This window comes from Asticcacaulis tiandongensis (assembly GCF_006475605.1).
GTDB lineage: Bacteria > Pseudomonadota > Alphaproteobacteria > Caulobacterales > Caulobacteraceae > Asticcacaulis > Asticcacaulis tiandongensis.
Genome location: NZ_ML636837.1, coordinates 595774 through 618912, shown reverse-complemented (window position 1 = coordinate 618912; position 23139 = coordinate 595774). Strand labels below are relative to the sequence as shown.

Here is a 23139-nt window from a genome sequence, read left to right as displayed (position 1 = left end):
GCCATAATTCCGGCGTGATGACAAGGCTGAAATATCAACAAGATGCCAAAAGTGACATATCTGCCATATTTCAGCTTATGTATCAGGCCAGTTCCGCAGCCGATGCGGTTAACGGCACCGCCTTAAGTCTGATTTCGACCGGCGCATGATCCGGCCCTTCAAAAGTAACAACAGAGGCCTGACCCGCAACTATGTCATGAATACCGGTCGTGGCCCCCGATGAAATCAATTGCCCCTTGCGCAGTGGCCTGCCGCGACGCGCCAGATGCCCGGCCAGCCAGCCAATCGCCGCCAGCGGCCCGCCCGGCATGGCGTGTAATCCACCTGTACCGACGCTTTGGCCGTCAATGACCGTTTCCGCCCGCATGTCCGACACTTTGGCCGGATCGAAAGGCAGTTCCGGCCCCAATATCAGCCCGAAATTATTGCCGAAATCCGAAACCACCACGGTCGGCCCCAGCTTATTGATTGTCGCCAGAGGCGAGCCAGCCATTTCAATACCGGCAAACAGCGCATCAATCAGCTGATGCGCCTCGGATTCGCTATAGTCCGTTTTTGCCGGATCGGCGTCATGGCCGACACGAAAGATATATTCGGCCTCGACAGCAGCAAACCCACCATCAAATACCGGCACCTCAACCTCACCTGCTGATGGCTTGAACATCGTGTCAAAAATCGGCCCAGCCAGTCGCTCCGTCTGATGCACCGGCTGATAATCCGGTGCCAGACGCCCGATCTTCCAGCCAATGACAGGACGGTTCCACAGGCCTATCGCCTCTTCCTGAATGGCATAGGAAGTCGATAAATGTGCGGGCACGTCGCCCGGATAGCCATCAAGGGCGCGGGCTTCGCGGCGGGCCGTTACGAACGACGAGGCAATCTTATCAATATTCACGCTTTTAAACCTTCAGTAAGTGCCCACATCAACGCCCCGACCCCCTTCGGGTCATTGGGTGTGATTTTTTCAGACAGATAATATTCGTATGAACCGTCACGATAGGGCGTATTGCCGAGCCCCGCCACCCCACAGATACCGTTCAGCGCCGAAGGGGTCACAAAACGTGCCGTAACCGCCTTCAGCGACTCAAGACCCGCCCGCCCCAGTTCCGGCCCGACCACCTTAAAGCGCGCGGCCTTAAGCAAGCCATAGGCGATCATGGCCGAAGCCGAGGCTTCTTCGTAATTGCCTTCGCGCGCGCCCTGATCGACGACCTGATACCACAGGCCATTTTCAGAGCGGTACGTCATCAGCGCCCCTAAGGTATCGCGGGTAATGCGGGCGATTTCGCCACGCAAATTCAGATCCAGCCCCTCCGAAGCCTCATAGACCTCGACCAATGCGCCTATCCACCAGCCCATCGCCCGTCCCCAGACATTGGGTGACAAACCGGTATCCGGATCAGACCAGCGCTCGGCCCGGCTTTCGTCCCAACCGTGGAAGTAAAGCCCGTTTTCTGTCTTTTTCAGCAGGCACTCGACGTTCAGAAACTGTTGCACGCTATCGGCAAACAAGGCCTCATCGCCTGTAATCTTTGCATAGGCGACCTGATAAGGCTGCGCCATAAACAGGCCATCCAGCCAGACCTGATTCGGATAGATCTGCTTGTGCCAGTAATTGCCTGACTGCGTGCGGGGATGTTCTTTAAGCTGGGCAAACTGGACATCCATTGCCTTGCGGAAACGCTCTTCGCCCGTAAACGCGTATAGCGGAAACAGAATCTTGCCGCCGTTTACATGGTCGATATTATATTCCTTGGGCAGGAAGGTCGGCATTGACCCATCAGGCAGAACCCGCGTCTCCATTTCCGCCAGCACATAGTCCAGCAAGGCCTGATCACGGGTCACGCCATAGAGATCAAGCGCCCCCTTCCAGATCAGTCCGTCCTCATAGTTCCACCAGGGACGATAAGGCGACCATGTGCGCAGATAGTTTTGCAGAAACACCGGCACCTGCGCCCCAAATGCCGACAGGGCCGACGCCGTTTCGGCGCTCAGGGTCAGATCGCGCTGCACCGCTGCGTTGGCCACATCCTCAGGAATTGTATGGGTTAAATCCAGTTTTGCCGTCATGTCACATCTTCCAGTATAATTTTTTCACCGTCCTGCCCCTCGATATCGAGGCCATTCAGGCGGATGTTTTTTGCCGCAGAAATATAAACGCCGACATGGCGCACGGGCGGAATAGTGGCGGCCATGTCGGGTTCCCCGGCTTCGGCCTCAGGGTCATAGCGGACGTAAAACCCGTCTACCTCAACCCCATCTATCGGCTGTTCCGGCAGTCCCAGCAGATAGATGGCGGCGTGGCGCACCCCTTCGCAACGCACATTCTTCAAAGACACCCCGCCCAGAGACGGCGTCCCCTCATCCAAAGGCCGCGCCTTGCGGTCGGCGACATAGTCGGTCTTGCCGTCCGGATCGCACCAGTAGAAACTGTTGATAACAAAGGCCGTCCCCACGCCCTTCATCAGGATGTTTTCAAAGCGGATATTACGCCCCACCGCCTCACTCCCGCGTCCACGACGTGTCTTAAGGCGCAGGCCGCGATCCGTGCCGGTAAACAGGCAGTTCTTCACGCTTACATCATAAACGCCGCAAGCCATCTCTGAACCGATCACCACTGCCCCGTGACCATCCTGCATCCAGCAGTTTGAGATCGTCACACGCCGCGTCGGACGCAGGCGTTTTTTGGCCATGCTGATCTTACCGGACTTAAGCGCGATACAGTCATCGCCGACCGTAAAATGTACACCGGCAATGGTGACATCGGTGCAGCTTTCGGGATTGAGCCCGTCCGTGTTCGGACTATCGGCCGGGGCTTTGATTTTCATATTGGCAAAGGTCAGCCAGCGCGAATTGACCGGATGCACCGTCCATGACGGACTGTTCTGCACAGTGATACCTTCGACGGTGATGTGCTCGCAATCGACCGCAAAAAACAGGCGCGGACGCCAGGCGGTCAGTTCCCCCTGTTCAAACGGCGTTTTCGGACGGCTCCACCAGTTGTCAAAACCGGCCTGCGCGTCAATCACACCCTCACCATAAATACTGACATTATGGGCCGACAGGATATTGATCAGTCCGGCATGGCAATCAAAAGCCTCGCCTTCCCATGTCCCCAGATAAGCCCCGTCTGCGCCACTGGCATCGGACAATATGGCGGGCAATATAGGCCAGCGGCTGATATCGCGCTGCCCCAGCAAACGGGCATCCTTTGTAATCTCAAGTGCCATACAGCTTTTGAGGAACAACGGCCCCGTCAGATACTGACCCGCTTCAAGACGCACCAGCCCGTTGATCGGACAGGCCGAAATCGCCGCTTGAAGCGCATGGGTATCATCCGTAACACCATCACCCTTAGCCCCGAAGCGCTTCGGATCGACAATCGCCTTAAGGGTTTCGGTGCGCACCACCACCTCAAGTCCGTCGACCCGTACGCGATAGACCGTATCCGGGCTTAGCTCCCTTAGGGTAAAGACATTCAGTGCCGTCTCCAGAACCGGCTGATCATTGACCCAGACCTGCCGCGGGCCGCCTGCCTGATACACACTGCCGTCACACACCTCAAAGGTCAGGGCCGTAGGCAAATCCGCAATAAGGCGCAACTCAGGCTTAGTCTGGTCAGACATGATTAGCGTACAACCCGATGCAATATGGCATTGATGTCGGTATAGAGACGCTCACCGGCCTCCTTTTGTGACACGCGACCATAACCCAGCCCCTCAAGGATATCCTGAAAGCCATCCCGCACGCGCGGATGCTCAAAATAGGGACTTTCCAGTACGGTCTTGGGCAGGTCGGCAATCTGGGCTTCGCTCTCAAGCTTGAGGCCATCCAGCAGTCCGTCATCCTTCAGCGTCTTTTGCGCAATAGCCGACACCGGCACCCCGCGCATCAGCCCCATGGCCCGTACACCCACCGGATCATTGAGCAGGAAGTTGATCAGCCGCGCCGCCGCTTCCGGTTGCTTGCAGTTGCGGTTAATCACAAACAGCATGGCCGGTCGATACAGAAGCCCCGCATCGGTCGCGCCGTCACGCATGGGATAGGGCGCCAGCTTTACCGTCTGACCGGGACTGAGCGTGTCGGTATATTTATCAATGGCGCTATTCCACTGATAGGTACCGGCATATTCGCCATTGATCCACGGACGCATTTCCTGTTGCGGCACATTGCCGTAAGAGGCCCGCACTCGTGCCGCAGGCCAGGTATGACCCTGTGTCAGATCGGTATAGAGCTGCGCCACCTCGCGCATATCCTCAGGCGAGCAGTTCAGGCTCTTGGTGGCCGTATCAACGAGCGGCTTGCCGGTCTTCTGCACCACATAGGACCGCGCCAGAGCGGCAAAATCCTGAAAGGTGCCATCGATCGGATAATAGGCATCCCCAAGCGCCTTGTGCATCTGCGGGCCTGTAGCCTTCAGTTCATCCCAGGTCGCAGGCAAGGCCACGCCCGCCTTATCAAAGGTCGTGGCATTGAAATAGAACAGACGGGCGGCATTGGTTACCGCCAGTGCGTTCAGATGCCCATTGGTCGTCCCCATCTGAAGGGTGCGCGCATCGAACTGGCTCAGGTCGATAATGTCACGTAATCCGTTCAGATCAAAGAACCCCTTGCCGTCACGAGAGAACAGGGTCTGCCAGTACCAGTTGATCTGCATGACATCGGGTGCCGTATCCCCCGCCAGCTGCGTCGTCAGGCGTTCAAGGTGACCGGAAAAGCCGGTATATTCGCCCTTGACACGCACACCGGGATTGGCTTCCTCAAACAGGCGCAGAGCCTCAAGCGTGGCGCGGTGGTTCGATGACCCGCCCCACCAGCTGATGCGCAATTCACTGTCCGAAGCGCCCTGTTTCGGGCTGCACCCCGCAAGGGCTGTCGCAGCCCCCGCCGCCACAGTTCCGGCCAGAAGATGACGGCGATTAAGCATATGTCCCATAGCCTTACCCCTTCACCGCGCCGGAGGTGATGCCATCGACAAAATATTTTTGCGCGGCAAAGAACAGGATCAGCGAAGGCGCAATGGCAATCGTAGACATGGCCAGAATCTCGTTCCATGAGGTCGCTTCGGTGACATCAATCGACATCTTGAGCGCCAGCGCCACCGGATATTTCTCAACGCTTGAGAGATAGATCAGCGGCTGAAGGAAGTCGTTCATGCTCCACATAAACTGGAACAGGGCCACGGCAATAATCGCCGGCAGGATCACCGGTGCCACAATAAGCGTCAGCACCTGAAACGAGTTACAGCCATCCATCACCGCCGCCTCTTCCATCTCAAGCGGTAGCGAGCGCATGAACTGGATGATCATGAAGACAAAGAAGCCCTCAACCGCAAAAGCCTGCGGAATATAGAGCGGCAGATAGGTATCAAGCCAGCCGAACTCACGGAACATCAGATACTGCGGGATGAGCAGCACCGACTTCGGCAGAAGTACCGTAGCCATAAGCAGCGCAAACAGATATTTGCGGCCCGGAATGGCAAAGCGGGCAAAGCCATAGGCGACGATCACCGAAGAAATCACCGTCACAATGACCTTAGGGATCACGATCTTGAAGGTGTTAATCAGATAGGTGGCGAAGGTATATTCCGTCGAAGTTTTCCAGCCATTGATCACCCCGTCAAGCGTCGGCTCCTTAGGGATAAAGCCAATGCTCGAAAAGATTTCATGGTTGTTCTTGAACGATCCGCCGATCATCCAGAACAGCGGATAGAGCATCAGGAAACCGATAATTATCAGAATACCATAACGCAGCAGCGCATTAAGCACCGGCAGATGTTTGCGCCACCCCGCATCGGGGGCATGAGATGTCGTTGAGGCCATGATTAATGCCCTCCCTTATTGTCGTCCCGTTCCTGCGCATAGAACACCCAGTGTTTCTGCGACCAGAAGGCGACGGCGGTAAATATGGCGATAATGACGAACAATACCCAGGACAGGGCCGAGGAATAGCCCAGATTGAAGTATTTGAACGCCTCCTCATAGATCATCAGCGGCAGGAGATAGGACGACTTGAGCGGCCCACCGGCGGTAATGATGTATGGCCCGTTAAACTCCTGAAATGCCTGAACAATCTGCATGATGAAGTTAAAGAACAACACCGGCGTCAGAAGCGGCAGGGTGATCATCCAGAACTGCTTAAAGCGTGAGGCGCCGTCAATATCGGCGGCTTCATAAAGGTCTTCAGGAATGGCCTTAAGACCGGCCAGAAACACCACCATGGCCGAGCCGAACTGCCACAAACGCAGCAGCACAATCGAGAACATGGCCGTATCCGGCTCACCCAGCCAGTTGATACCGCCGAACCCCAGCACGCCAAACGCCTGATTGATCAGGCCGTCACCGGCGAAAACAAAGCGCCAGACCACCGCAATGGCTACCGACCCCCCCAGAATGGATGGCAGATAAAAGGCGGTACGGAAAAAACCGATCCCCCTGAGCTTGAAGTTCAAAATCACGGCGATCAGCAAGGCAAAGGCCAGTTTCAGCGGCACCGTGACGAACACATAGAAAAACGTCACCCCCAGCGATTTCTGGAAGGTCGCATCACCAGCCATCTCGCCATAGTTGGCCAAACCCGTAAAGTTCGCCGCCCCCAGCTGATCCTGCAAGCGGGCATCCGTCAGACTGAGCACAAAGGAGGCGATAAACGGAAAGGCAGTGAACAGCAGGAAACCGATAATAAAGGGCGTGACATACATCGACCCTATCAGCTTGTTGTTATACATGCCCCGCCCCCACATCCGGCGCTGCGCCCAAAGGCTGCCCTAACGCCAGTCCCTGCGCATCAAACAGGTGCGCCCGATCAAGATCGACCCTGAGACCAACTTCCTGATGGTTGTGCAGGTCAGCCTCACCCGACAGCTTGATAATCACCGGATCATTGCCAAAATCCTTCAGCGCCACATAGGCGAAGGTCTCGCCGCCTAAACGCTCAATCAGAACCACATGCCCCTTGAGGTGTGAAGCCTCACCGTCAGCAGCCACATGCAGGTTTTCCGGCCTCAGCCCAAGACTGACCGTGTCGCCATTCGTCGCAACCACGCCTGTGCGCGGGATCTCAAGCAGCCCCTGAGGCGTCTCAAGCGTCACCGTGGTCGCCGCAGCCCCCGCCACCTTGACCGACAGGATGTTCATATTGGGCGAACCGATAAAGCGCGCCACAAACAGATTGGCCGGACGACGATAAAGCTCCATGGGCGAACCCACCTGCTCAATATGACCGGCGTTCAAAACGACGATCTTATCGGCCAGAGTCATGGCCTCAACCTGATCGTGAGTCACATAAACCGAGGTCGCCCCCAGCTTGGCATGAAGCCGCGCAATCTCGACCCGCATCTGACCACGCAGCGAGGCATCAAGGTTCGACAGCGGCTCATCAAACAGGAAGACATCCGGCTGACGCACAATGGCGCGGCCAATGGCCACCCGCTGGCGCTGGCCACCCGAAAGCGCCTTGGGACGACGCTTCAACAGCGGCGTCAGTTGCAGAATTTCCGCGACCTCGGCCACCTTGGCATCAACCTCAGCACGGGGAAGGCCCTGAATTTTCAGGGCAAAGGCGATATTATCCGCCACCGTCATATGCGGATAAAGCGCATAGGACTGAAAGACCATAGCCACGCCGCGCTTGGACGGATGAGCATAGGTGACGTCCTTGTTCGAGATATGAATTTCGCCCGAAGTCGGTGTATCAAGGCCCGCGATCAAACGCAGAAGCGTCGATTTCCCGCAGCCCGAAGGCCCGACAAAGACAACCAGTTCGCCCTTTTTGACTTCCAAGGACACACCTTTGATGACCTCATGGCCATTAAAGGACTTTTTGACGTCGGTGAGTTTGACACTATTGGTCACCACGTTTCCCCATTATGCTTTTTTGTTTTTTGTATTGTATCGATCTGTATAGGAAACCGGTGTCATTTTCAACCAGCTTCACAGGCAAACCTTCTTTTTCAACCACGAACATCATCACATTTTCCGTAATTTTCGTGATTGATCATAAAAAAAGTGCGAGAGTTTTCCCTCGCACTTCCTTGTTCAGGTTGGGTACCCGCAAAGCTTAAAGCTTATAGGCCGCCTTGGGCAGATTATAGGTCAGATCCTTGATGGTTTCGGCCGCATCATCAATATCCAGACGATGCTCAACCACCAGTCGCGCCAGGAAATTGGCGTCGATACGACGCGCCACATCGTGACGGGCCGGTATCGACAGGAAGGCGCGGGTATCATCATTGAACCCCACCGTATTGTAAAAACCAGCGGTTTCCGTGACCTGCTCGCGGAAGCGCGTCATGCCCTCGGGGGAATCGTGGAACCACCATGAGGGGCCAAGCTTCAGGATCGGATAATGACCCGCCAATGGCGCCAGTTCACGCGCATAAGAGGTCTCATCGAGCGTAAACAGAATAACCGTCAGGTCTTTTTCATTACCAAAGGCATCAAGCAACGGCTTCAGTTCATTGACATAACCCGTGGCCATCGGGATATCGCAGCCCTTGTCACGGCCATAGGTCTCAAAGATTTTCTGGTTGTGATTACGGTATGAGCCGGGGTGAATCTGAACCGTGAACCCGTCATCAAGGCTCATGCGGGCCATTTCCGTCAGCATCTGGGCGCGGAACAACTCGGCATCTGCTGCCGTAAAGTCCCCCTTGATGATGCGGTTGAACAGAGCCTCGGAATCCGCCGACGACAGATTGGCCGTGCGGGCGGTCGGGTGACCATGGTCAGATGAGGTGCAGCCCAATGATTTAAAGAAGGCGCGGCGCACACGGTGCCCCTGAAGATAGCCCTTCCACGTATAGACATCCTCGCCCGACAATTCGGCAAAGACCTGCATCTTTTCACGGAAATCTTCGTGTTCAGCGTCGATCACCGGATCAGGGCGGTAGGCAGTGACCACACGACCCTGCCAACCGGAGTCACGGATTTTGACGTGATGCTCAAGCGTATCGGTCGGCGATTCCGTCGTCGCCAGAAGATCGATGTTGAAGCGCTCAAACAGGGCGCGCGGCTTATAGGCGTCGGACGCCAGAAGCTCACCGATGCGATCAAAATAATGATCGGCTGTTTCGGCCGACAACTGCACATCAAAGCCCATGATCTCGCCGAAAACATGGCTGGTCCACATGGCGGTCGGCGTGCCGCGGAACAGGTGCTGATTGGAGGCAAACAGCTTCCACGCCTTGCGGTGATCCGCCTTTGACGGCCCCGCCTTCGACGCGACTCCAATATCCTCAAGGTCATGACCCTGTGAATAGAGCATGCGGTAAATATAATGGTCGGGGCTGAGGAACAGTTCCGTGGCGCTGCCAAAATTCTCATTGTCGGCAAACCACTGCGGGTCGGTGTGACCGTGGGGCGACAGGATGGGATAGGCCTTGACCAGATCATAAAGCTCACGCGCCACGGCGCGCTGCGCCGGATCAGCCGCAAACAGACGGTCAGGGTTCAGTTTCAGTGGCTTGGACATAATCTATAACCGTTATTTAAAAATTCTGGCACAGGCCAAACCATCGAGGGTTTTTATTTTCAACCTGCCGCTACATTCCCCGCCCATTAGGTAACCGGTGTCATGAATTTTGGCAACAGGTTTTTATGAAACTCTTTCAATCTGGCAGACTCAGGGCAATCCAGCGAACTCAGGGTTTAAATATAGTTTCCGCAGGGCCGGTGGAATCGCGTACCGTCAGGCTGGCGCTCACAATGGTCGATGCCCGTCGTTCCGCCTCAGGATCAATGAGCGTTTCCGCCGCCGCACGCCCCATATCCCGAATGGGCAGACGCACCGTTGTCAAAGGCGGCTGCACCCGTCCGGCGGCTGGCGTATCGTCAAAACCGATCACGCTCAGATCATCGGGAATATGCAGGCCCAACTGAAACGCCGCGCGATAGACGCCGATAGCCATTTCATCATTGCTGGCAAAGATCGCCGTGGGCCGGTCAGGCCGATCAAGCAGCTTAAGCCCCGCCTCAAGGCCCGATTCAAACGAATAAGCCCCTTCAACCTCAAGTGCCGGATCAATAGACAGGCCCTGTTTGCTCAGACCTTCATTAAACCCCTGACGCCGTTCGCGGGCCGACGCATAGCCCGCAGGCCCGGTGACAAAACCGATCCGCTTATGTCCCAGGGCGAGCAAATGCTCCGCCGCCAGCATACAGCCATGCCGGTCACGTGATACCACCTGCGGCGACAGGATCGGCGGATCATTCTCCGCCCCGTGCATGGCCGTGACGCGCACATAGGGCACATCCAGATCCTCAAGCACCGCCAGAAGCGCACGATTTTCAGCAATCGGCGGCAGCAGGATCACCCCGGCCAGACGCTGCAACTCAACAAATTCCCTGATTTCCTCAAGAAAGTCGTCACTTTCCTTGTCACACGGGTGCACCACAAGCTCAAAGCCCGTGCCGCGCATGCGATCAAGTGCACCGGACTGGATATTGACGATATATTGCGCGTTCGGATTGTCATAGATCAGACCAAAAAGGAACGACCGCCTGAAGGCCAGACCACGTGCCTGAGGATCAGGTCTAAACCCTATGCGGGCAATGATGTCGTTGACCTGTTCGCGCGTTTCATTACGCACACTCGGTGAGTTGTTAATGACCCGCGAAACGGTCTTTTTCGACACCCGCGCCAGACGCGCCACGTCATTGATGGTCGCCTTTTTGCGGCGCCGGATGAATTCCTCAACGGCATCTGCCGCCGTATCCACCACTGCCTGTGACGTTTTTGTGCCCTGTGTGTTTTTTACAGACGCCATATTCCCGGCTTATAATTATAGATTGTGGATAAAGAAACGCGTCACCATATACAAACAAACCGAAAGGTAAATCCATAGCCCGTGACCTGTGACGCGGTTGCGCCCACTGGAAACACCCGCTCACAAGGGTTCGGATTTATCAGACAGCGGACTTGCTTATACACCTCTTTTTGCGTTATGACACCGGTTTCCATAACAAAACATAATCTAACTGGAAACTTTTTCAGGAGCCCACCGAAGCCAATGCCACAGGACCCCACAATCTGCGCCACACCTGGCCCACGCGATATAACGCCGTCCGGGGTAAAACCCTATATGCGCGTTCATGCCAAAGACCATGTGGCGGTTGCCCTCGAAGCCTTAAGCGCTGGTACGGTCATTGATATAGGCAACCTGTTGGTGCCCCTGAAAACCGATATCCCCAAGGGCCACAAGATCGCTCTTTATGATCTGCCTGCCGGTCAGACGATCTTAAAGCTTGGTTTTGTTATCGGACGTCTGACGACACCGGTGGCAGCGGGTGAGCATATTCACAGCCATAATATGGAAACCACCTTAAGCGGCGTTGAAGATTACAGTTATTTGCCGCAACCTGCCGAAGGGCCGGGTTCGCACCCTGACACGACGCACAGCTTCATGGGGTATCGCCGTCCCGATGGCCGCGTCGGCATCCGCAACGAAATCTGGATCATTTGCACGGTGGGCTGCGTCGCCCGCACCTCTGAGCGTCTGGCCAAGGTGGCCAATGAACGCTTCAAAGGCCGCGTCGATGGCGTCCATGCCCTGACCCACCCGCTTGGCTGCTCACAGCTTGGCGACGACCTCAGCCACACGCGTAAACTTCTCGCCTCGCTCGCAGCCCATCCCAATGCCGGTGGCGTACTGATTGTGGGGCTGGGTTGCGAAAACAACCAGCTTACCCAACTGATTGCTGAGATCAGTGGCCGCGAACCGGATCGTCTCAAATATTTCGCCGCCCAGATGGTTGAGGATGAACACGAGGCCGGTCTTGAGGCACTGGAATCGCTTGTGGCCATTGCTGAAAACGACCGGCGTGAGCCTTGCGCCCTGTCTGATCTGGCGATTGGCGTCAAATGCGGTGGCTCGGACGGCTTCTCCGGCCTGACCGCCAATCCGCTTGTGGGCCGGGTCGCTGACCACGTAGCCTTTGCCGGCGGCAAGGTCATCATGACCGAAATACCCGAAGTCTTCGGTGCCGAACGGCTGCTTATGGCCCGCGCCAAAGACGCACAGATTTTTGAAGGCATTGTCGATATCGTCAACGACTTCAAACAATATTTCCTCGACCACAATCAGCCGGTGTTTGAGAACCCGTCACCGGGCAATAAGGCGGGCGGCATTACCACCTTAGAGGAAAAATCCTTAGGCGCTGTGCAAAAGGCAGGCACCAGCCAGCTGACCGAAGTGTTGCGCTACGGCGAACGCGCCACGCAATCTGGCCTGTCCCTGCTTGAGGCCCCCGGCAATGACGCGGTGTCTTCCACGGCCCTCACCGCCGCCGGTGCCGTGATTGTCCTGTTCACCACCGGTCGCGGCACACCGCTGGGCTTTCCGGCCCCGACCCTGAAAATTGCCTCCAACACCGCTCTGGCGGAAAAGAAGCCACACTGGATCGATTTCAATGCCGGTCAGGCGCTTGAGGGTCAGACACTTGATGAAACCGCCGACGGTCTGCTTGATCTGATCCTTAAGACCGCTTCTGGCCAGCTATCTAACAACGAAAAAAACGAAGAGCGCGAAATCGCGATCTGGAAAAACGGAGTAACCCTTTGAGCCGCCTGTCTTTTGCTACCCTTAATGCCCTGAATATCGATGTCATCCGTCCGGCCTATGATCCCGCAGCCCTTAAGGTCGGTATTGTGCATTTCGGGCCGGGTGCGTTTCACCGCGCCCATCAGGCGGCGTTTCTCGATGCGCTGGTGGCCAATGACCCGCGCTGGGGCATCTGCGGCGTATCGCTGCATTCCAAAGGCGTGCGCGACGCGCTTGAACCTCAGGACGGGCTATATACGCTGGCCATCCTTGATGCCGAGATCAAGTATCAGATCTTAGGCTCTATCCGCGAAGTTCTGGTTGGCCCCGAAGACATCGAAGCGGTGTTTGCCCGCCTGACCCGCCCCGAAGTGCAGATCGTCACCTCGACCGTGACCGAAAAAGGCTATTGCCTCAATCCGCAATGGGAACTCGATCTCAACCACCCCGACATTGTGCACGATCTGGCTAACCCCGCCACGCCAAAATCCTTTATTGGCTATGTCGCCGAAGGCCTGAAGCGCCGTTACGCCGCAGGCCTTGCGCCCTTCGTCCTGATCCCGTGCGATAACCTGCCGAAAAACGGTGAACGGGTCAAAGCCGCCGTTGTCGCCTTTGTCGCCCAATCCGACGCCGCCTTAGCCTCCAAAATCGAGGCCGATCTGTCCTCGCCCTGCACCATGGTCGATTCCATCACCCCGGCGACCGACGACGCCCTGCGCGCTCGCGTCAAGGAGGCCATTGGCCTTGAGGATGCCTGGCCGATCCAGCGCGAAGCCTTCACTCAATGGGTGATCGAGGAACACACCCACGACAACGGCCCTGACTGGCAAAGCGTTGGCGTTATCCTGACCGATAATGTACCTGCCTATGAACGCGCCAAGCTGCGTCTGCTTAACGGCCCGCACTCGACCATCGCCTATGCCGGTCTGCACAAGGGCTATGAAAGCGTGTCCGAAGCCATTGGCGATCCGGAACTTGAGAGCCTTGCGCGCGATCTCATGATCAAAGATGTGGTGCCCTTGCTTGAGGCCCCCAAAGGCCTTGATCTGGTGGCCTATAGCGAGGCTATTCTGGCGCGTTTCCGCAATCCGGCCATCCGCCACCTCCTGTCGCAAATTGCGTGGGACGGCTCGCAGAAACTGCCGATCCGCCTTCTGTCATCGCTGTCCGAAGCGCTGGAAAAAGGTCAGGACGTCAGCCGCTTCGGCGTGCCTCTGGCGGCATGGTTCCGCTTTATCCGCCAAAAGGCCGTTTCCGGTGACACCCTCACCGATCCGCTGGCGAATGATCTGATCGCGCTCGGCAAAACCCTTAAGGACGATGTGAGCGATGTCACCGCCTTCCTGAACCTCCGCAGCGTCTTCCCTCAGGCTCTGGCGGAAAACCCCGCCGTTATTTCGGCGCTCGAAACGGCCTATAAAAATCTTCTGTCGCGTGAAGCCGTCGGTTAATCCGGCGTCTTACGTCTAATAAACTATAAAAACTGTACAGGGAGCGTATCGATGACACTTAATAAGGGACTGAGAGTCCTCACTGCACTGGCTTGTCTGGGCTTACCCTTTGGGGCGACGGCCCAGACTACCAACCCCGATAAGGCACCCAGCGATGCCTCAGGCCTTAACCGTGCGACTTTCGGCCATAAGGGCTGGGCTGACACAAAAGGCGGGGCCGGTGGTCGTATCCTTAAGGTCACCAACCTCAATGCCTCAGGCCACGGCTCCTTCCGTGAAGCCGTCGAAGCCGAAGGCCCGCGCATCATCGTCTTCGAGGTCGGTGGTGTCATCGATCTTGAGAAATCCTCGATCTCCATCAAAAACCCTTATCTGACTATTGCGGGTCAGACCGCACCCGATCCGGGCATCACTTTCATTCGGGGCGAGTTCAATCTTTCGACCCATGACGTGATCATTCAGCATATCGCCGTGCGCCCAGGTCAGGCCGGTGAAACCGAACGCGGCAGCTGGTCGCCGGATGGCATCTCGGCGCGTGGCGTGCATAATATCATCATCGACCATTCAAGCTTCTCATGGGCGGTAGATGAAAACCTCTCGGCCTCCGGCCAACGCTTTCAAGGTGAGACTGGTGATGAATGGCGTCGGGGCGCGGCCTATAAGGTTACCTTCAGCCACAACCTGATCTATGAGGGTCTGAAGGAATCAACCCACCCCAAGGGCGAACATTCCAAGGGCATGCTGATCCACGACAATACCGATCAGATCTTTGTCTATGGCAATGTCTTTGCCTCAAACTATGAGCGCAACGCCCTGTTCAAAGGCGGCTCACGCGCGGCCATGGTCAATAACCTGATCTATAATCCGGGCCTCAGGGCCGTGCATTATAATCTGGTGGCCCATGAATGGGGCGGTCGTGAGTTCCAGACCGGCTGGCTGACGCTTGTTGGCAATGTCTACCGTCAGGGGCCGGATACCGTACCCCATACGCCCCTGTTCACGCTTGGGGGCGTCGGTGACATCGAACTGCATCTCAAGAACAATATTGCCGTTGATACGCAAGGGTCGCCCGTAGCGCATACCGGTCGTTACACGACCTCGCAGGCGCGTATCCTTTATACTCAGACGCCCTTTCTGCCCGAAGGCGTCACACCGCTGGCGGCAGAGCGCCTTGAGCATGTCATCCCACTTACTGCAGGCATGCGCCCGTGGAAACGCGATCCGCTGGATTTCAAGCTATTGTCCGATGTCGTCGAGAGCCGTGGCCTGATCGTCGATCATGAGGGTCAATCCACCGGATATCCGAATTACAAGCCAACCCAGCGCTCTTTTAACCCTGATGACTGGAATCTTGAGGATATGTCGCCTAAAGCCGGTTGGGACAGCCTGTTCGTCAATAGCTATAAGGCCAGATAAGGAAGACCAATGCCCGCGACACCCCTGCCCGTTCTACCCGCCACCCCTGCTGAACCTGATCGCGTCATCGTCCTGACCGAAGGGGCGGAAAACGTCGCCGGGGATAGCTGGCCCGACCGGCGTTTCTACACGATCAACCGGCTTGAGTTGCATGAATATAAAACCAGATCCAAGGCCCGCGCCCGTGCCCTGGTCTATGCGGGCGGCGGCTATCTCAATCTGGTACACGACAAGGAAGGCATCGAAGTCGCCCTGTGGCTCAATGCGCTGGGTTTTGATGCCTATGTGCTGGTGCATCGTCTGCCCGGCACAGATAATGGCGCAGGCGGCGTCTTCCCCAAGGACATCGCCCTGACCGATGGCCTTAAGGCGCTCGATTTCCTGAGTTGCCAGTCATCCCTGCCGCTCCTTCATATCGGTCTGTCATCCGGTGGTCATCTGGCGGGCGTCATGGCCTGTCAGCCGCATGACCTTAAGGCCTCAGGCGTGATCATTGCCTATGCCCCGATCAATGCCAACCATAAGGATTATAAGGCGCCTGCCGGTAAGCCCGACTTCCCCCCCGCAGAAAAGCAGGCCTTCTATAATGACTGGCCAATCGGCATTGCCGCTGACCCGCATGGCATTCCGCCGATTCCGGTGTTTCTGGCATATGCCTTGCATGATCAGGCTGTGCCACTGGATCACGCTCTGAACCTGCTCAAAACGATGCAGTCTACAGGCGGTGATGTCGAGGCACACATCTTCCCGCAGGCCCCGCATGGCTTTGCCCTGCGCGAACTGGAGGGGACACATGATATCTGGCCGTATCTGGCTGAGCGCTGGATCGGGCGCGTGCTGAGCAGCAACGCCTGAGGGGGCGTCAGGGCGGGAAGGCGTTTCGGGGGACACGCCTTCCCGTTTTCTTTTCATTCATGCCTGGCTTTGCCGGGGGGTAATGGGGTCTCTTACTTTGCAGACCCGAAAATTACACAGTCACCCTGTATTACGTCCCCTGCTGAATAAACGGCACCTTCTCAAACAGCTTGCGTTCTTCGCCGCGCGGGTCAGGGGCCAGCGCTGGCGGCAAATCCATCAGCATCGTCTCACGCTTTTCCATCCTGTAAGGCACCCATTGCGGCAGAGCCTGTGTCTGCGGCGAACCGGTGCGGGCAAAGGCAACGAACGCATCCGAAAACAGATCGGCCATCTGACGCGCCTCGGCGGAATTTGTCGTCACCGATGACGCCTCATGGGTCGTGCGGAAAATCAGCGGGATTTCTATTCCGTGCGGTGCGCCCCACTTGCCGCCATCCTTCGGGCTTTGCCAGTCGGTCTGGAAGACATAGGCCGGTGCCCCTGCCTTGGCGCGTTCTTCGGCCTCGATAATCGCCCCGCGCCATGACCGCCCTGCGGCAGTTGCGGCAAAAAACACCTGCGACGGCGTCATGTCCGGATAAAGCCTGCGATAGGTATCGATCACCAGCCAGGGATCAATATCCACCCGGTATTGCGGCGGCAGCTTTGTCGGCAAATCGTCCCACGTCAGACTGTGATTAGCCGCATTGCCCCCCAGAAAGGCCCGCGTCTCATCACGCGTATTACCAATCATCATTGGTATGTGCAGCGATTGCGGCGCGGCATCGGGATAGAAGGGGTGCCGCATCAGATGGGTTTCATCGACCACCGGCCCGAAATACATGGACCCTGAGCCGATCACCGGATCAGGGGCCTTGAGCGCTTCCATCAGGGCTTCCATCGGCAGGACCTGCACCTTCGCCAAACTGTCCGCATCCGCCTTAAGGCCCAAAGCCGCCAGATAGGCCGTGGCCCTGAGCGTCGCATTACCCGGCCCCGACGCCGTCACCTGCTGACCGCTCATGGTGGCTGCCTTATGGAACAGACCCGCTGCCGAGGGTGTGGCCATCAGGGTAGCGATCTTCGCCCCCCCGCCCGATTGCCCGAACAGCATGATATTGGCCGGATCGCCACCAAAGGCCGCAATATTGTCCCTGATCCATTCCAGCGCCAGAAGGATATCCATCTGACCGGTATTGCCCGAATAGCGCAACGGCCACGCCTGACCGGTCAGCAAGCGCTCGATCCGGCTGAGATACAGATAGCCAAAGGCATTAAGCCGGTGGTTGATCGTCACCACCACGACATCGCCTCTCAGGGCCAGATTTGTCCCGTCATACAAAGGATCGCTGCCTGAGCCATTATTATAGGCCCCGCCATGCAGATAGATCATCACCGGCCGCTTGACCCGGGCCTGCGCTTCCGGCGTCCAGACATTGAGGAACAGGCAGTCTTCGCTCTTGCCATAGGCGTCGGGCGTGCTTTGCTGCGGACAGGCGGGGCCATAGCGATCCGCCTTTGCGACATCGCGCCAAACCTCAGGCCTGCGCGGCGGTTGAAAACGGGCCGGCCCCGTATCCTGCCCGTACCTTAGCCCCAAAAAGACGCTGACACCGGATTTTACCTGCCCCTCTACGGGGCCGAGCGTCGTGATGACCTTCGGGCGTTTACCTGCCGCACCGGCGTGTGATGTCGAGATCGAAACACCAAGGGCACTAAGGCCGGCGAGGGTCTGGCGACGGTTCATGAGGGCATTTCCTGATCTTTATGTTTATGCCCCTGAGTGTGCGATTTGCCACTATGAAAGTAAAGTTACAGTTTTGCACATAAGGGGTTTGTCAGATCGTCTTTTTTCAGATTTAAATTTCACAGGAAACCGTATCAAAAGAGACCATATGGCCGTCGCCGCTGCCCCCACCCGCCTTAAAGCTGATATTGGTTTCGCCTCTCATATCGGGCGGCGCGATGACAATCAGGATTTTGCCGCCGCCTGTCTGGCAGATGCACATTCCCATCATGGTCTGGTAGCCGCCGTCGCCGATGGGGTCGGGGGCCGCAAGGGCGGGCGTGTCGCCGCCGAACTCAGTGTGCGGGCCTTTATTGACGATTACCTGAGCCAGACCGAAGCCCTGTCGCCGCAAAAAACCGCCGGTCGGGCGCTGGAAAGCATCAATTACTGGATACATCGTCAGGGTCAGAAGGACGAAAAGGTCAAGGGCATGAGCTGCGCCTTTACCGGCATCGTCATCAAGGGCAACCGCCTGCACAGCTTCCATGTCGGCGACACGCGCCTGTACCGCTGGCGCGATGGTTACCTCGGGCAACTGACGCGCGACCACAAACCCGACGGCATAGACGAGGCAAGCTTCATCACCCGTGCTATCGGCTTCGAAGAAGTGGTGCGCATCGATTACCGCATCCACGATGTCTTTGCCCATGACCGGCTTATTCTGTGTTCTGACGGTCTGCACGGCATACTGACCGAAGCCCAGTTCAGCACCATTCTCAATGACCGCGCTCCACCGCAGGTGACCGCGCAAAAGCTTGTGGATATGGCTATTGAACATGGCGCGGATGACAATACGACCGCCCTTGTGGTCGATGTGTTTGAACTGCCGCCCGCAACGGTTCAGGATCTTGACGCCGCCATGGCGCGTCTGCCGATGCGTGAGCCGCCATCCACCAAAGAGGTCATAGACGATTTCCGCCTTGAGGCCATGCTGGCCGACGGGGTCTATAGTCGCGTATTCCGCGCCACCGACCTTAAGGCCAACGACCATTCAGGCCCGCAGGCGACTGTCCTGCTGAAATTCCCCAAGCCGCAAAACCTCGGGGCAGAGACTCAGGCGCGTGCCGCCTTCATGCGGGAAACATGGGTCGCCAGCCGTGTGCAGCATATCTGGATCGGTTCGGTGCTTCTGCTGCCGCCGAAACGCCAGTCGTGCCTCTATGTCGCGCAACCCTTCTATGTCGGTGAGACGCTCGAAAAGCGTTTATCACGCGCGCCGCAACTGACCATTGACGAAGGCATTGATATTGCCACCAAACTGGCCAAGGCACTGGGGTCGCTGCATCGCGTCGGTGTTATTCACCGCGACATCAAGCCGGAAAACATCATCCTGTTGAAAGACGGGGGCCTGAAGCTGATCGATCTGGGCTTTGCCCGTTTACCTGCGCTCGATGAACGCTCAGGCATTCTGCCGCCGGGGACCAATAATTACATGGCGCCCGAAATGTTTGATGGCAACTGGGGCGATGAGCGCTCCGACATCTTTGCGTTGGGGGTCACGATTTACCGCCTGTTTTCCGGCGGGGCCTACCCCTATGGTGAGGCCGAACCCTTCACCAAACCCGACCTGAAACGCCCGGAATCCCTGTCCAAATTCCGCAAGGACGCACCGGGTTGGCTCGAAAGTCTGATCGTTCAGGCCCTGGCCCCTGACGCCACCGAGCGGTTTGAGGACGGGTTTGAAATGGCCTTCAAGCTTGAAACCGGTGCCTATGGGACAAAACCGGCCTCGCTACGGCGCACCTTCCTTGAGCGTTATCCCGAACGGCCCTGGCAAATGCTTAGCGCGGTGCTGGGGGGGCTGGTTGTGATTCTGCTGGCCATGCAGTTTGACCTGATCCCCGACACGACGCTTGAAGACATTAAAACGGTACTGCGCAACCACGGCTTCCCTGAGCTTTAAAACGCTTTCCGAAAAGTGTGGCGCTTATAATCCCCTATGCGAATGAACCGCTTGTCAAGTCGCACCGACTGTGCGTAGTTTTTCATCTGCACGGCACGGGGACAGATTTTCATCAAGAAAACAACCTGCCGTGAGAGACACAGGTAGGAGTTTTCAGTACATGGCCACACCCAACGCCACAGATGCGCCCAAGGGCAAATCCAACAATACGTTCCTTGTCGTCGGCGCCTCCTCATTAGGCACCGTATTTGAGTGGTTCGATTTTTATATTTTCGGCACACTGGCGGCCATTATGGGGGTGCATTTCTTCGAAGCCGAAGGAATCAATTCCACCACCGCCTATATTTTTGCCCTCATGGCCTTTGCTGCCGGTTTCATTGCCCGCCCGTTCGGCGCGCTGGTGTTCGGTCATCTGGGTGATATTGTCGGCCGTAAATATACGTTTCTGGTGACCATGGTCGTCATGGGTGTGGCGACTTTTGCCGTAGGTCTCCTGCCCACCTATGCCCAGATTGGCATCGCCGCGCCTGTTATTCTCGTTATCCTGCGCCTGCTTCAGGGACTGGCCATGGGCGGTGAATATGGTGGCGCGGCCACCTATGTCGCTGAACATGCCAAGCCCGGTAAACGCGGCTTCCTCACCTCATGGATTCAAACGACCGCCACGCTCGGCCTGTTCCTCGCCCTTCTGGTCATCGGCGTCACCCGCGTTGCCGTCGGCGAAGAAGCCTTCCGTGAGTGGGGCTGGCGTATTCCGTTCCTGTGTTCCATCGTCCTGCTTGGGGTTTCCGTATGGATCCGCATGCGCCTTGAGGAAAGCCCGGTCTTTAAGGCCATGAAAGAAGAAGGCACGACCTCCAAGGCCCCCCTTAAGGACGCTTTCGGTAAATGGAGTAACCTGAAAATCGTCCTGATTGCCCTGTTTGGTCTGGTCGCCGGTCAGGGGGTTATCTGGTACACCGGTCAGTTCTATGCCCTGTTCTTCCTTGAAAAAACCCTTAAGCTGAATGGCCTCTATGCCTATGGTCTGATCGCGGCGGCTCTCGCCATTGCCACACCTCTGTTTGTATTTTTCGGGGCCTTGTCCGATAAGATCGGCCGCAAGCCGATCATCCTTGGGGGTCTGCTTCTGGCGATCTTCACCTATTTCCCGCTGTTCAAGGGCCTGACCTATGCCGTCAACCCTGATCTGGCCGTGGCTCAGGCCACCGCACCGGTCACCGTCTTCGCAGACCCCAAGGCCTGCGCCGCGCAGTTCGATCCGGTGGGTAAGACAAAATTCCTGCAATCCTGTGACATCGCCAAATCCTATCTGGCCAAGGCGGGCATCTCCTACACCAACGAAGCTGCCCCTGCCGGAACCGTGGCGGTGGTGAAGATCGGTGACCGTTCGGTTTCCTCCTTCGAAGGCGAAGGTCTGGCGTCCAGCGCCCTGATAACCCAACAGGCAGGCTTTACCACTGCACTGGGCGCGGCCCTGAGCGATGCCGGCTATCCCCCCGAAGCCGACCCCAATAAGATCAACTATCCGCTGACGCTTGGCATTCTTGTCTTGCTGGTGGTCTATGTGACGATGGTTTACGGACCGATTGCGGCGGCACTGGTGGAAATGTTCCCGACGCGTATCCGTTACACCTCCATGTCCCTGCCCTATCACATCGGGAATGGTTGGTTTGGCGGACTGCTGCCGTCCATCTCGTTTGCCGTGGTTGCGGCCACCGGCAATATATATAACGGGCTATGGTATCCGGTCATTATTGCCTCCATTACCCTTGTCATCGGTATTTTCCTCGTCAAGGAAGGCAAGAATAACGATCTGACACAGTAATCAGCTAAACAGACCAAATCAGAGTGGGGCCGGTTCACACATCCGTGATGTGAACCGGCCTCTTTTTTCGCGTAACCGTGTTTGCCAACACGCATTTCAAACCTAATGAGGCTGTTCATGACTGTTGAAAACGACCGGATCGACACCGGCAATCTTGTTTCCCGCGTCAAAGGTATCTTGCTGCAACCCAGCCTTGAGTGGGATCGCATCAGGCTTGAGCCTTCCTCAAAGGCCAGTATTACCACCGGCTATGTCCTGATCCTTGCGGCCATTCCGGCCATTGCCGGATTTATCGGCATGTCGCTCATCGGCGTAAGCCTTCTGGGCATTACGACCAAAACACCTCTTATTGCCGCCTTGATTCAGGCCATCCTCACCTATGTCCTGTCGGTCGCAGGTGTCTTTATTCTGGGCTTTATCATTAATGCCCTGTCCCCCAGTTTTGACGGCAAGAAAGATGATCTGGCTGCCTTCAAGGTCGCGGCCTATTCCTCAACCGCCGCCTGGCTTGCCGGTATCTTCGCCATCATTCCCATGCTGGCGGTGCTTGGTATTCTGGGCCTCTACAGCCTCTATCTGCTCTATAAAGGCCTGCCCAAACTGATGGAAAGCCCGCCGGAAAAGAGCATGGGCTTTACAGCGGTTGTGGTCATCATCGCCATTGTCGTCCATCTGGTTATCTGGGCTATTGTCGGTGCAGTCAGCGCTGTGGGCCTCATGGGGGCCGGCATGGCCGGTGGTTTGGCCAATCAGGCAGGCAACAGCATCACGCTCAATACCTCTGAAGGCAAGGTCACCCTTAACAACCTTGAGGAAGCCCAAAAGAAGATGGAAGCCGCGGCCAAGGCCGTCGAGGACGGCACCTATCAGGCCATAGCCGCCGACCAGCTTGAGGCCCTTCTGCCCGCCAATTTTAATGGCGTGGCCGCCAGCAATGCCCGCACCTCATCGGGGGGTGCCGGTGGCTATATGACCTCGCTTGCCGAAGCCGAATATACCCTGAATGACGGCCACGTGACCCTAAAGCTCACTGACATCGGCGCCATGGGGGCCGTCGCCGGTATGGTTCAGATGGAATCTTCTGAAAAGGATGAAAACGGCTACCGCAAGGTTTCCGCCCAAAACGGCCGCATGATCACCGAATCCTATGACAATCCGTCCCAGAGCGGCAGCTACGCCGTGCTGATCGGCAGCCGCGTCCTCATCGAGGCCGATGGCTCCGGCGTCCCAATGGACACCCTGAAAAAGGCCGTCAATTCAGTCGATGCCAGTAAGGTCGAAGCTCTGACCAAATAGGCAGGCAGGGCCTCAGGCCCTGCACCCGCTTGCCCCGAGGCAGATGGCCCTTTCCCTTACATCCTCCCCTGCGGAGCG

Annotated in this window: 17 protein-coding genes; 7 read left to right on the top strand and 10 right to left on the bottom strand. The window is 56.9% G+C overall.

The window, feature by feature from the left end; translation table 11 throughout:
* Nucleotides 1–82 precede the first annotated feature (82 nt).
* From E5201_RS02780 to E5201_RS02740, 9 genes are all read right to left on the bottom strand, one after another.
* Nucleotides 83–895 carry a 2-keto-4-pentenoate hydratase gene (locus E5201_RS02780; protein ID WP_140984467.1) on the bottom strand — a complete coding sequence of 271 codons (813 nt, stop codon included), beginning with the start codon at nucleotides 893–895 and terminating at the stop codon, nucleotides 83–85.
* A complete protein-coding gene (locus E5201_RS02775) occupies nucleotides 892–2070 on the bottom strand; it encodes a glycoside hydrolase family 88/105 protein (RefSeq protein WP_140984466.1) in 1179 nt (392 codons plus the stop codon). Before E5201_RS02775 ends, E5201_RS02780 begins: the two co-directional genes overlap by 4 nt.
* Entirely contained in the window at nucleotides 2067–3626 is a 1560-nt protein-coding gene (locus E5201_RS02770) for a glycoside hydrolase family 28 protein (RefSeq protein ID WP_140984465.1), read from the bottom strand. The genes E5201_RS02775 and E5201_RS02770 overlap by 4 nt, the downstream gene beginning before the upstream one ends.
* A gap of 2 nt (nucleotides 3627–3628) precedes the next feature.
* The gene (locus E5201_RS02765) at nucleotides 3629–4936 is read right to left on the bottom strand and encodes an ABC transporter substrate-binding protein (protein WP_140984611.1); all 1308 of its coding nucleotides are present in this window, start codon (nucleotides 4934–4936) and stop codon (nucleotides 3629–3631) included.
* A gap of 4 nt (nucleotides 4937–4940) precedes the next feature.
* Nucleotides 4941–5822: a carbohydrate ABC transporter permease gene (locus E5201_RS02760; protein WP_140984464.1), complete on the bottom strand. Its 882-nt coding sequence runs from the start codon at nucleotides 5820–5822 to the stop codon at nucleotides 4941–4943.
* Nucleotides 5823–5824: 2 nt separating this feature from the next.
* On the bottom strand, nucleotides 5825–6727 hold the full coding sequence (locus E5201_RS02755; protein ID WP_140984463.1) for a carbohydrate ABC transporter permease: 903 nt from the start codon (nucleotides 6725–6727) through the stop codon (nucleotides 5825–5827).
* Nucleotides 6720–7853: an ABC transporter ATP-binding protein gene (locus tag E5201_RS02750; protein WP_281280192.1), complete on the bottom strand. Its 1134-nt coding sequence runs from the start codon at nucleotides 7851–7853 to the stop codon at nucleotides 6720–6722. Before E5201_RS02750 ends, E5201_RS02755 begins: the two co-directional genes overlap by 8 nt.
* A gap of 205 nt (nucleotides 7854–8058) precedes the next feature.
* A complete protein-coding gene (gene uxaC / locus E5201_RS02745; RefSeq protein WP_140984461.1) occupies nucleotides 8059–9471 on the bottom strand; it encodes a glucuronate isomerase in 1413 nt (470 codons plus the stop codon).
* 169 nt (nucleotides 9472–9640) lie between these two features.
* Nucleotides 9641–10765, bottom strand: coding sequence for a LacI family DNA-binding transcriptional regulator (locus E5201_RS02740; protein ID WP_140984460.1), 1125 nt, complete (start codon nucleotides 10763–10765; stop codon nucleotides 9641–9643).
* 315 nt (nucleotides 10766–11080) lie between these two features.
* On the opposite strand from E5201_RS02740, the gene E5201_RS02735 reads away from it, so the two are divergent.
* The 4 genes from E5201_RS02735 to E5201_RS02720 are packed head-to-tail and all read left to right on the top strand — an operon-like array spanning nucleotide 11081 to nucleotide 16263.
* Nucleotides 11081–12559 carry a UxaA family hydrolase gene (locus E5201_RS02735; RefSeq protein ID WP_181404523.1) on the top strand — a complete coding sequence of 493 codons (1479 nt, stop codon included), beginning with the start codon at nucleotides 11081–11083 and terminating at the stop codon, nucleotides 12557–12559.
* Nucleotides 12556–13992, top strand: coding sequence for a mannitol dehydrogenase family protein (locus tag E5201_RS02730; RefSeq protein ID WP_140984458.1), 1437 nt, complete (start codon nucleotides 12556–12558; stop codon nucleotides 13990–13992). The genes E5201_RS02735 and E5201_RS02730 overlap by 4 nt, the downstream gene beginning before the upstream one ends.
* Nucleotides 13993–14043: 51 nt before the next feature.
* The gene (locus E5201_RS02725) at nucleotides 14044–15408 is read left to right on the top strand and encodes a pectate lyase family protein (protein ID WP_140984457.1); all 1365 of its coding nucleotides are present in this window, start codon (nucleotides 14044–14046) and stop codon (nucleotides 15406–15408) included.
* Nucleotides 15409–15417: 9 nt separating this feature from the next.
* On the top strand, nucleotides 15418–16263 hold the full coding sequence (locus tag E5201_RS02720; protein ID WP_140984456.1) for a prolyl oligopeptidase family serine peptidase: 846 nt from the start codon (nucleotides 15418–15420) through the stop codon (nucleotides 16261–16263).
* 130 nt (nucleotides 16264–16393) lie between these two features.
* Here E5201_RS02720 and E5201_RS02715 read toward each other — a convergent pair whose 3' ends face one another.
* Nucleotides 16394–17992 (bottom strand): carboxylesterase/lipase family protein, encoded by a 1599-nt coding sequence (locus tag E5201_RS02715; RefSeq protein WP_140984455.1) that lies wholly within the window; start codon nucleotides 17990–17992, stop codon nucleotides 16394–16396.
* A gap of 148 nt (nucleotides 17993–18140) precedes the next feature.
* On the opposite strand from E5201_RS02715, the gene E5201_RS02710 reads away from it, so the two are divergent.
* The 3 genes from E5201_RS02710 to E5201_RS02700 all read left to right on the top strand — a co-directional run bounded on the left by E5201_RS02710 (nucleotide 18141) and on the right by E5201_RS02700 (nucleotide 23061).
* On the top strand, nucleotides 18141–19937 hold the full coding sequence (locus tag E5201_RS02710) for a bifunctional protein-serine/threonine kinase/phosphatase (protein ID WP_140984454.1): 1797 nt from the start codon (nucleotides 18141–18143) through the stop codon (nucleotides 19935–19937).
* 160 nt (nucleotides 19938–20097) lie between these two features.
* Complete coding sequence (locus E5201_RS02705) at nucleotides 20098–21765, top strand: MFS transporter (RefSeq protein WP_140984453.1); 1668 nt, start codon at nucleotides 20098–20100, stop codon at nucleotides 21763–21765.
* A gap of 117 nt (nucleotides 21766–21882) precedes the next feature.
* Nucleotides 21883–23061, top strand: coding sequence for a Yip1 family protein (locus tag E5201_RS02700; RefSeq protein ID WP_181404509.1), 1179 nt, complete (start codon nucleotides 21883–21885; stop codon nucleotides 23059–23061).
* Nucleotides 23062–23139: the final 78 nt, after the last annotated feature.

Coding starts and splice junctions, on each gene's coding strand:
- E5201_RS02765 (WP_140984611.1), bottom strand. CDS start 4,936: ATGGGACATATGCTTAATCGCCGTCATCTTCTGGCCGGAACTGTGGCG.
- E5201_RS02770 (WP_140984465.1), bottom strand. CDS start 3,626: ATGTCTGACCAGACTAAGCCTGAGTTGCGCCTTATTGCGGATTTGCCT.
- E5201_RS02715 (WP_140984455.1), bottom strand. CDS start 17,992: ATGAACCGTCGCCAGACCCTCGCCGGCCTTAGTGCCCTTGGTGTTTCG.
- E5201_RS02735 (WP_181404523.1), top strand. CDS start 11,081: ATGCGCGTTCATGCCAAAGACCATGTGGCGGTTGCCCTCGAAGCCTTA.
- E5201_RS02760 (WP_140984464.1), bottom strand. CDS start 5,822: ATGGCCTCAACGACATCTCATGCCCCCGATGCGGGGTGGCGCAAACAT.
- E5201_RS02755 (WP_140984463.1), bottom strand. CDS start 6,727: ATGTATAACAACAAGCTGATAGGGTCGATGTATGTCACGCCCTTTATT.
- E5201_RS02720 (WP_140984456.1), top strand. CDS start 15,418: ATGCCCGCGACACCCCTGCCCGTTCTACCCGCCACCCCTGCTGAACCT.
- E5201_RS02725 (WP_140984457.1), top strand. CDS start 14,044: ATGACACTTAATAAGGGACTGAGAGTCCTCACTGCACTGGCTTGTCTG.
- E5201_RS02775 (WP_140984466.1), bottom strand. CDS start 2,070: ATGACGGCAAAACTGGATTTAACCCATACAATTCCTGAGGATGTGGCC.
- E5201_RS02705 (WP_140984453.1), top strand. CDS start 20,098: ATGGCCACACCCAACGCCACAGATGCGCCCAAGGGCAAATCCAACAAT.
- uxaC (WP_140984461.1), bottom strand. CDS start 9,471: ATGTCCAAGCCACTGAAACTGAACCCTGACCGTCTGTTTGCGGCTGAT.
- E5201_RS02700 (WP_181404509.1), top strand. CDS start 21,883: ATGACTGTTGAAAACGACCGGATCGACACCGGCAATCTTGTTTCCCGC.
- E5201_RS02710 (WP_140984454.1), top strand. CDS start 18,141: ATGGCCGTCGCCGCTGCCCCCACCCGCCTTAAAGCTGATATTGGTTTC.
- E5201_RS02740 (WP_140984460.1), bottom strand. CDS start 10,765: ATGGCGTCTGTAAAAAACACACAGGGCACAAAAACGTCACAGGCAGTG.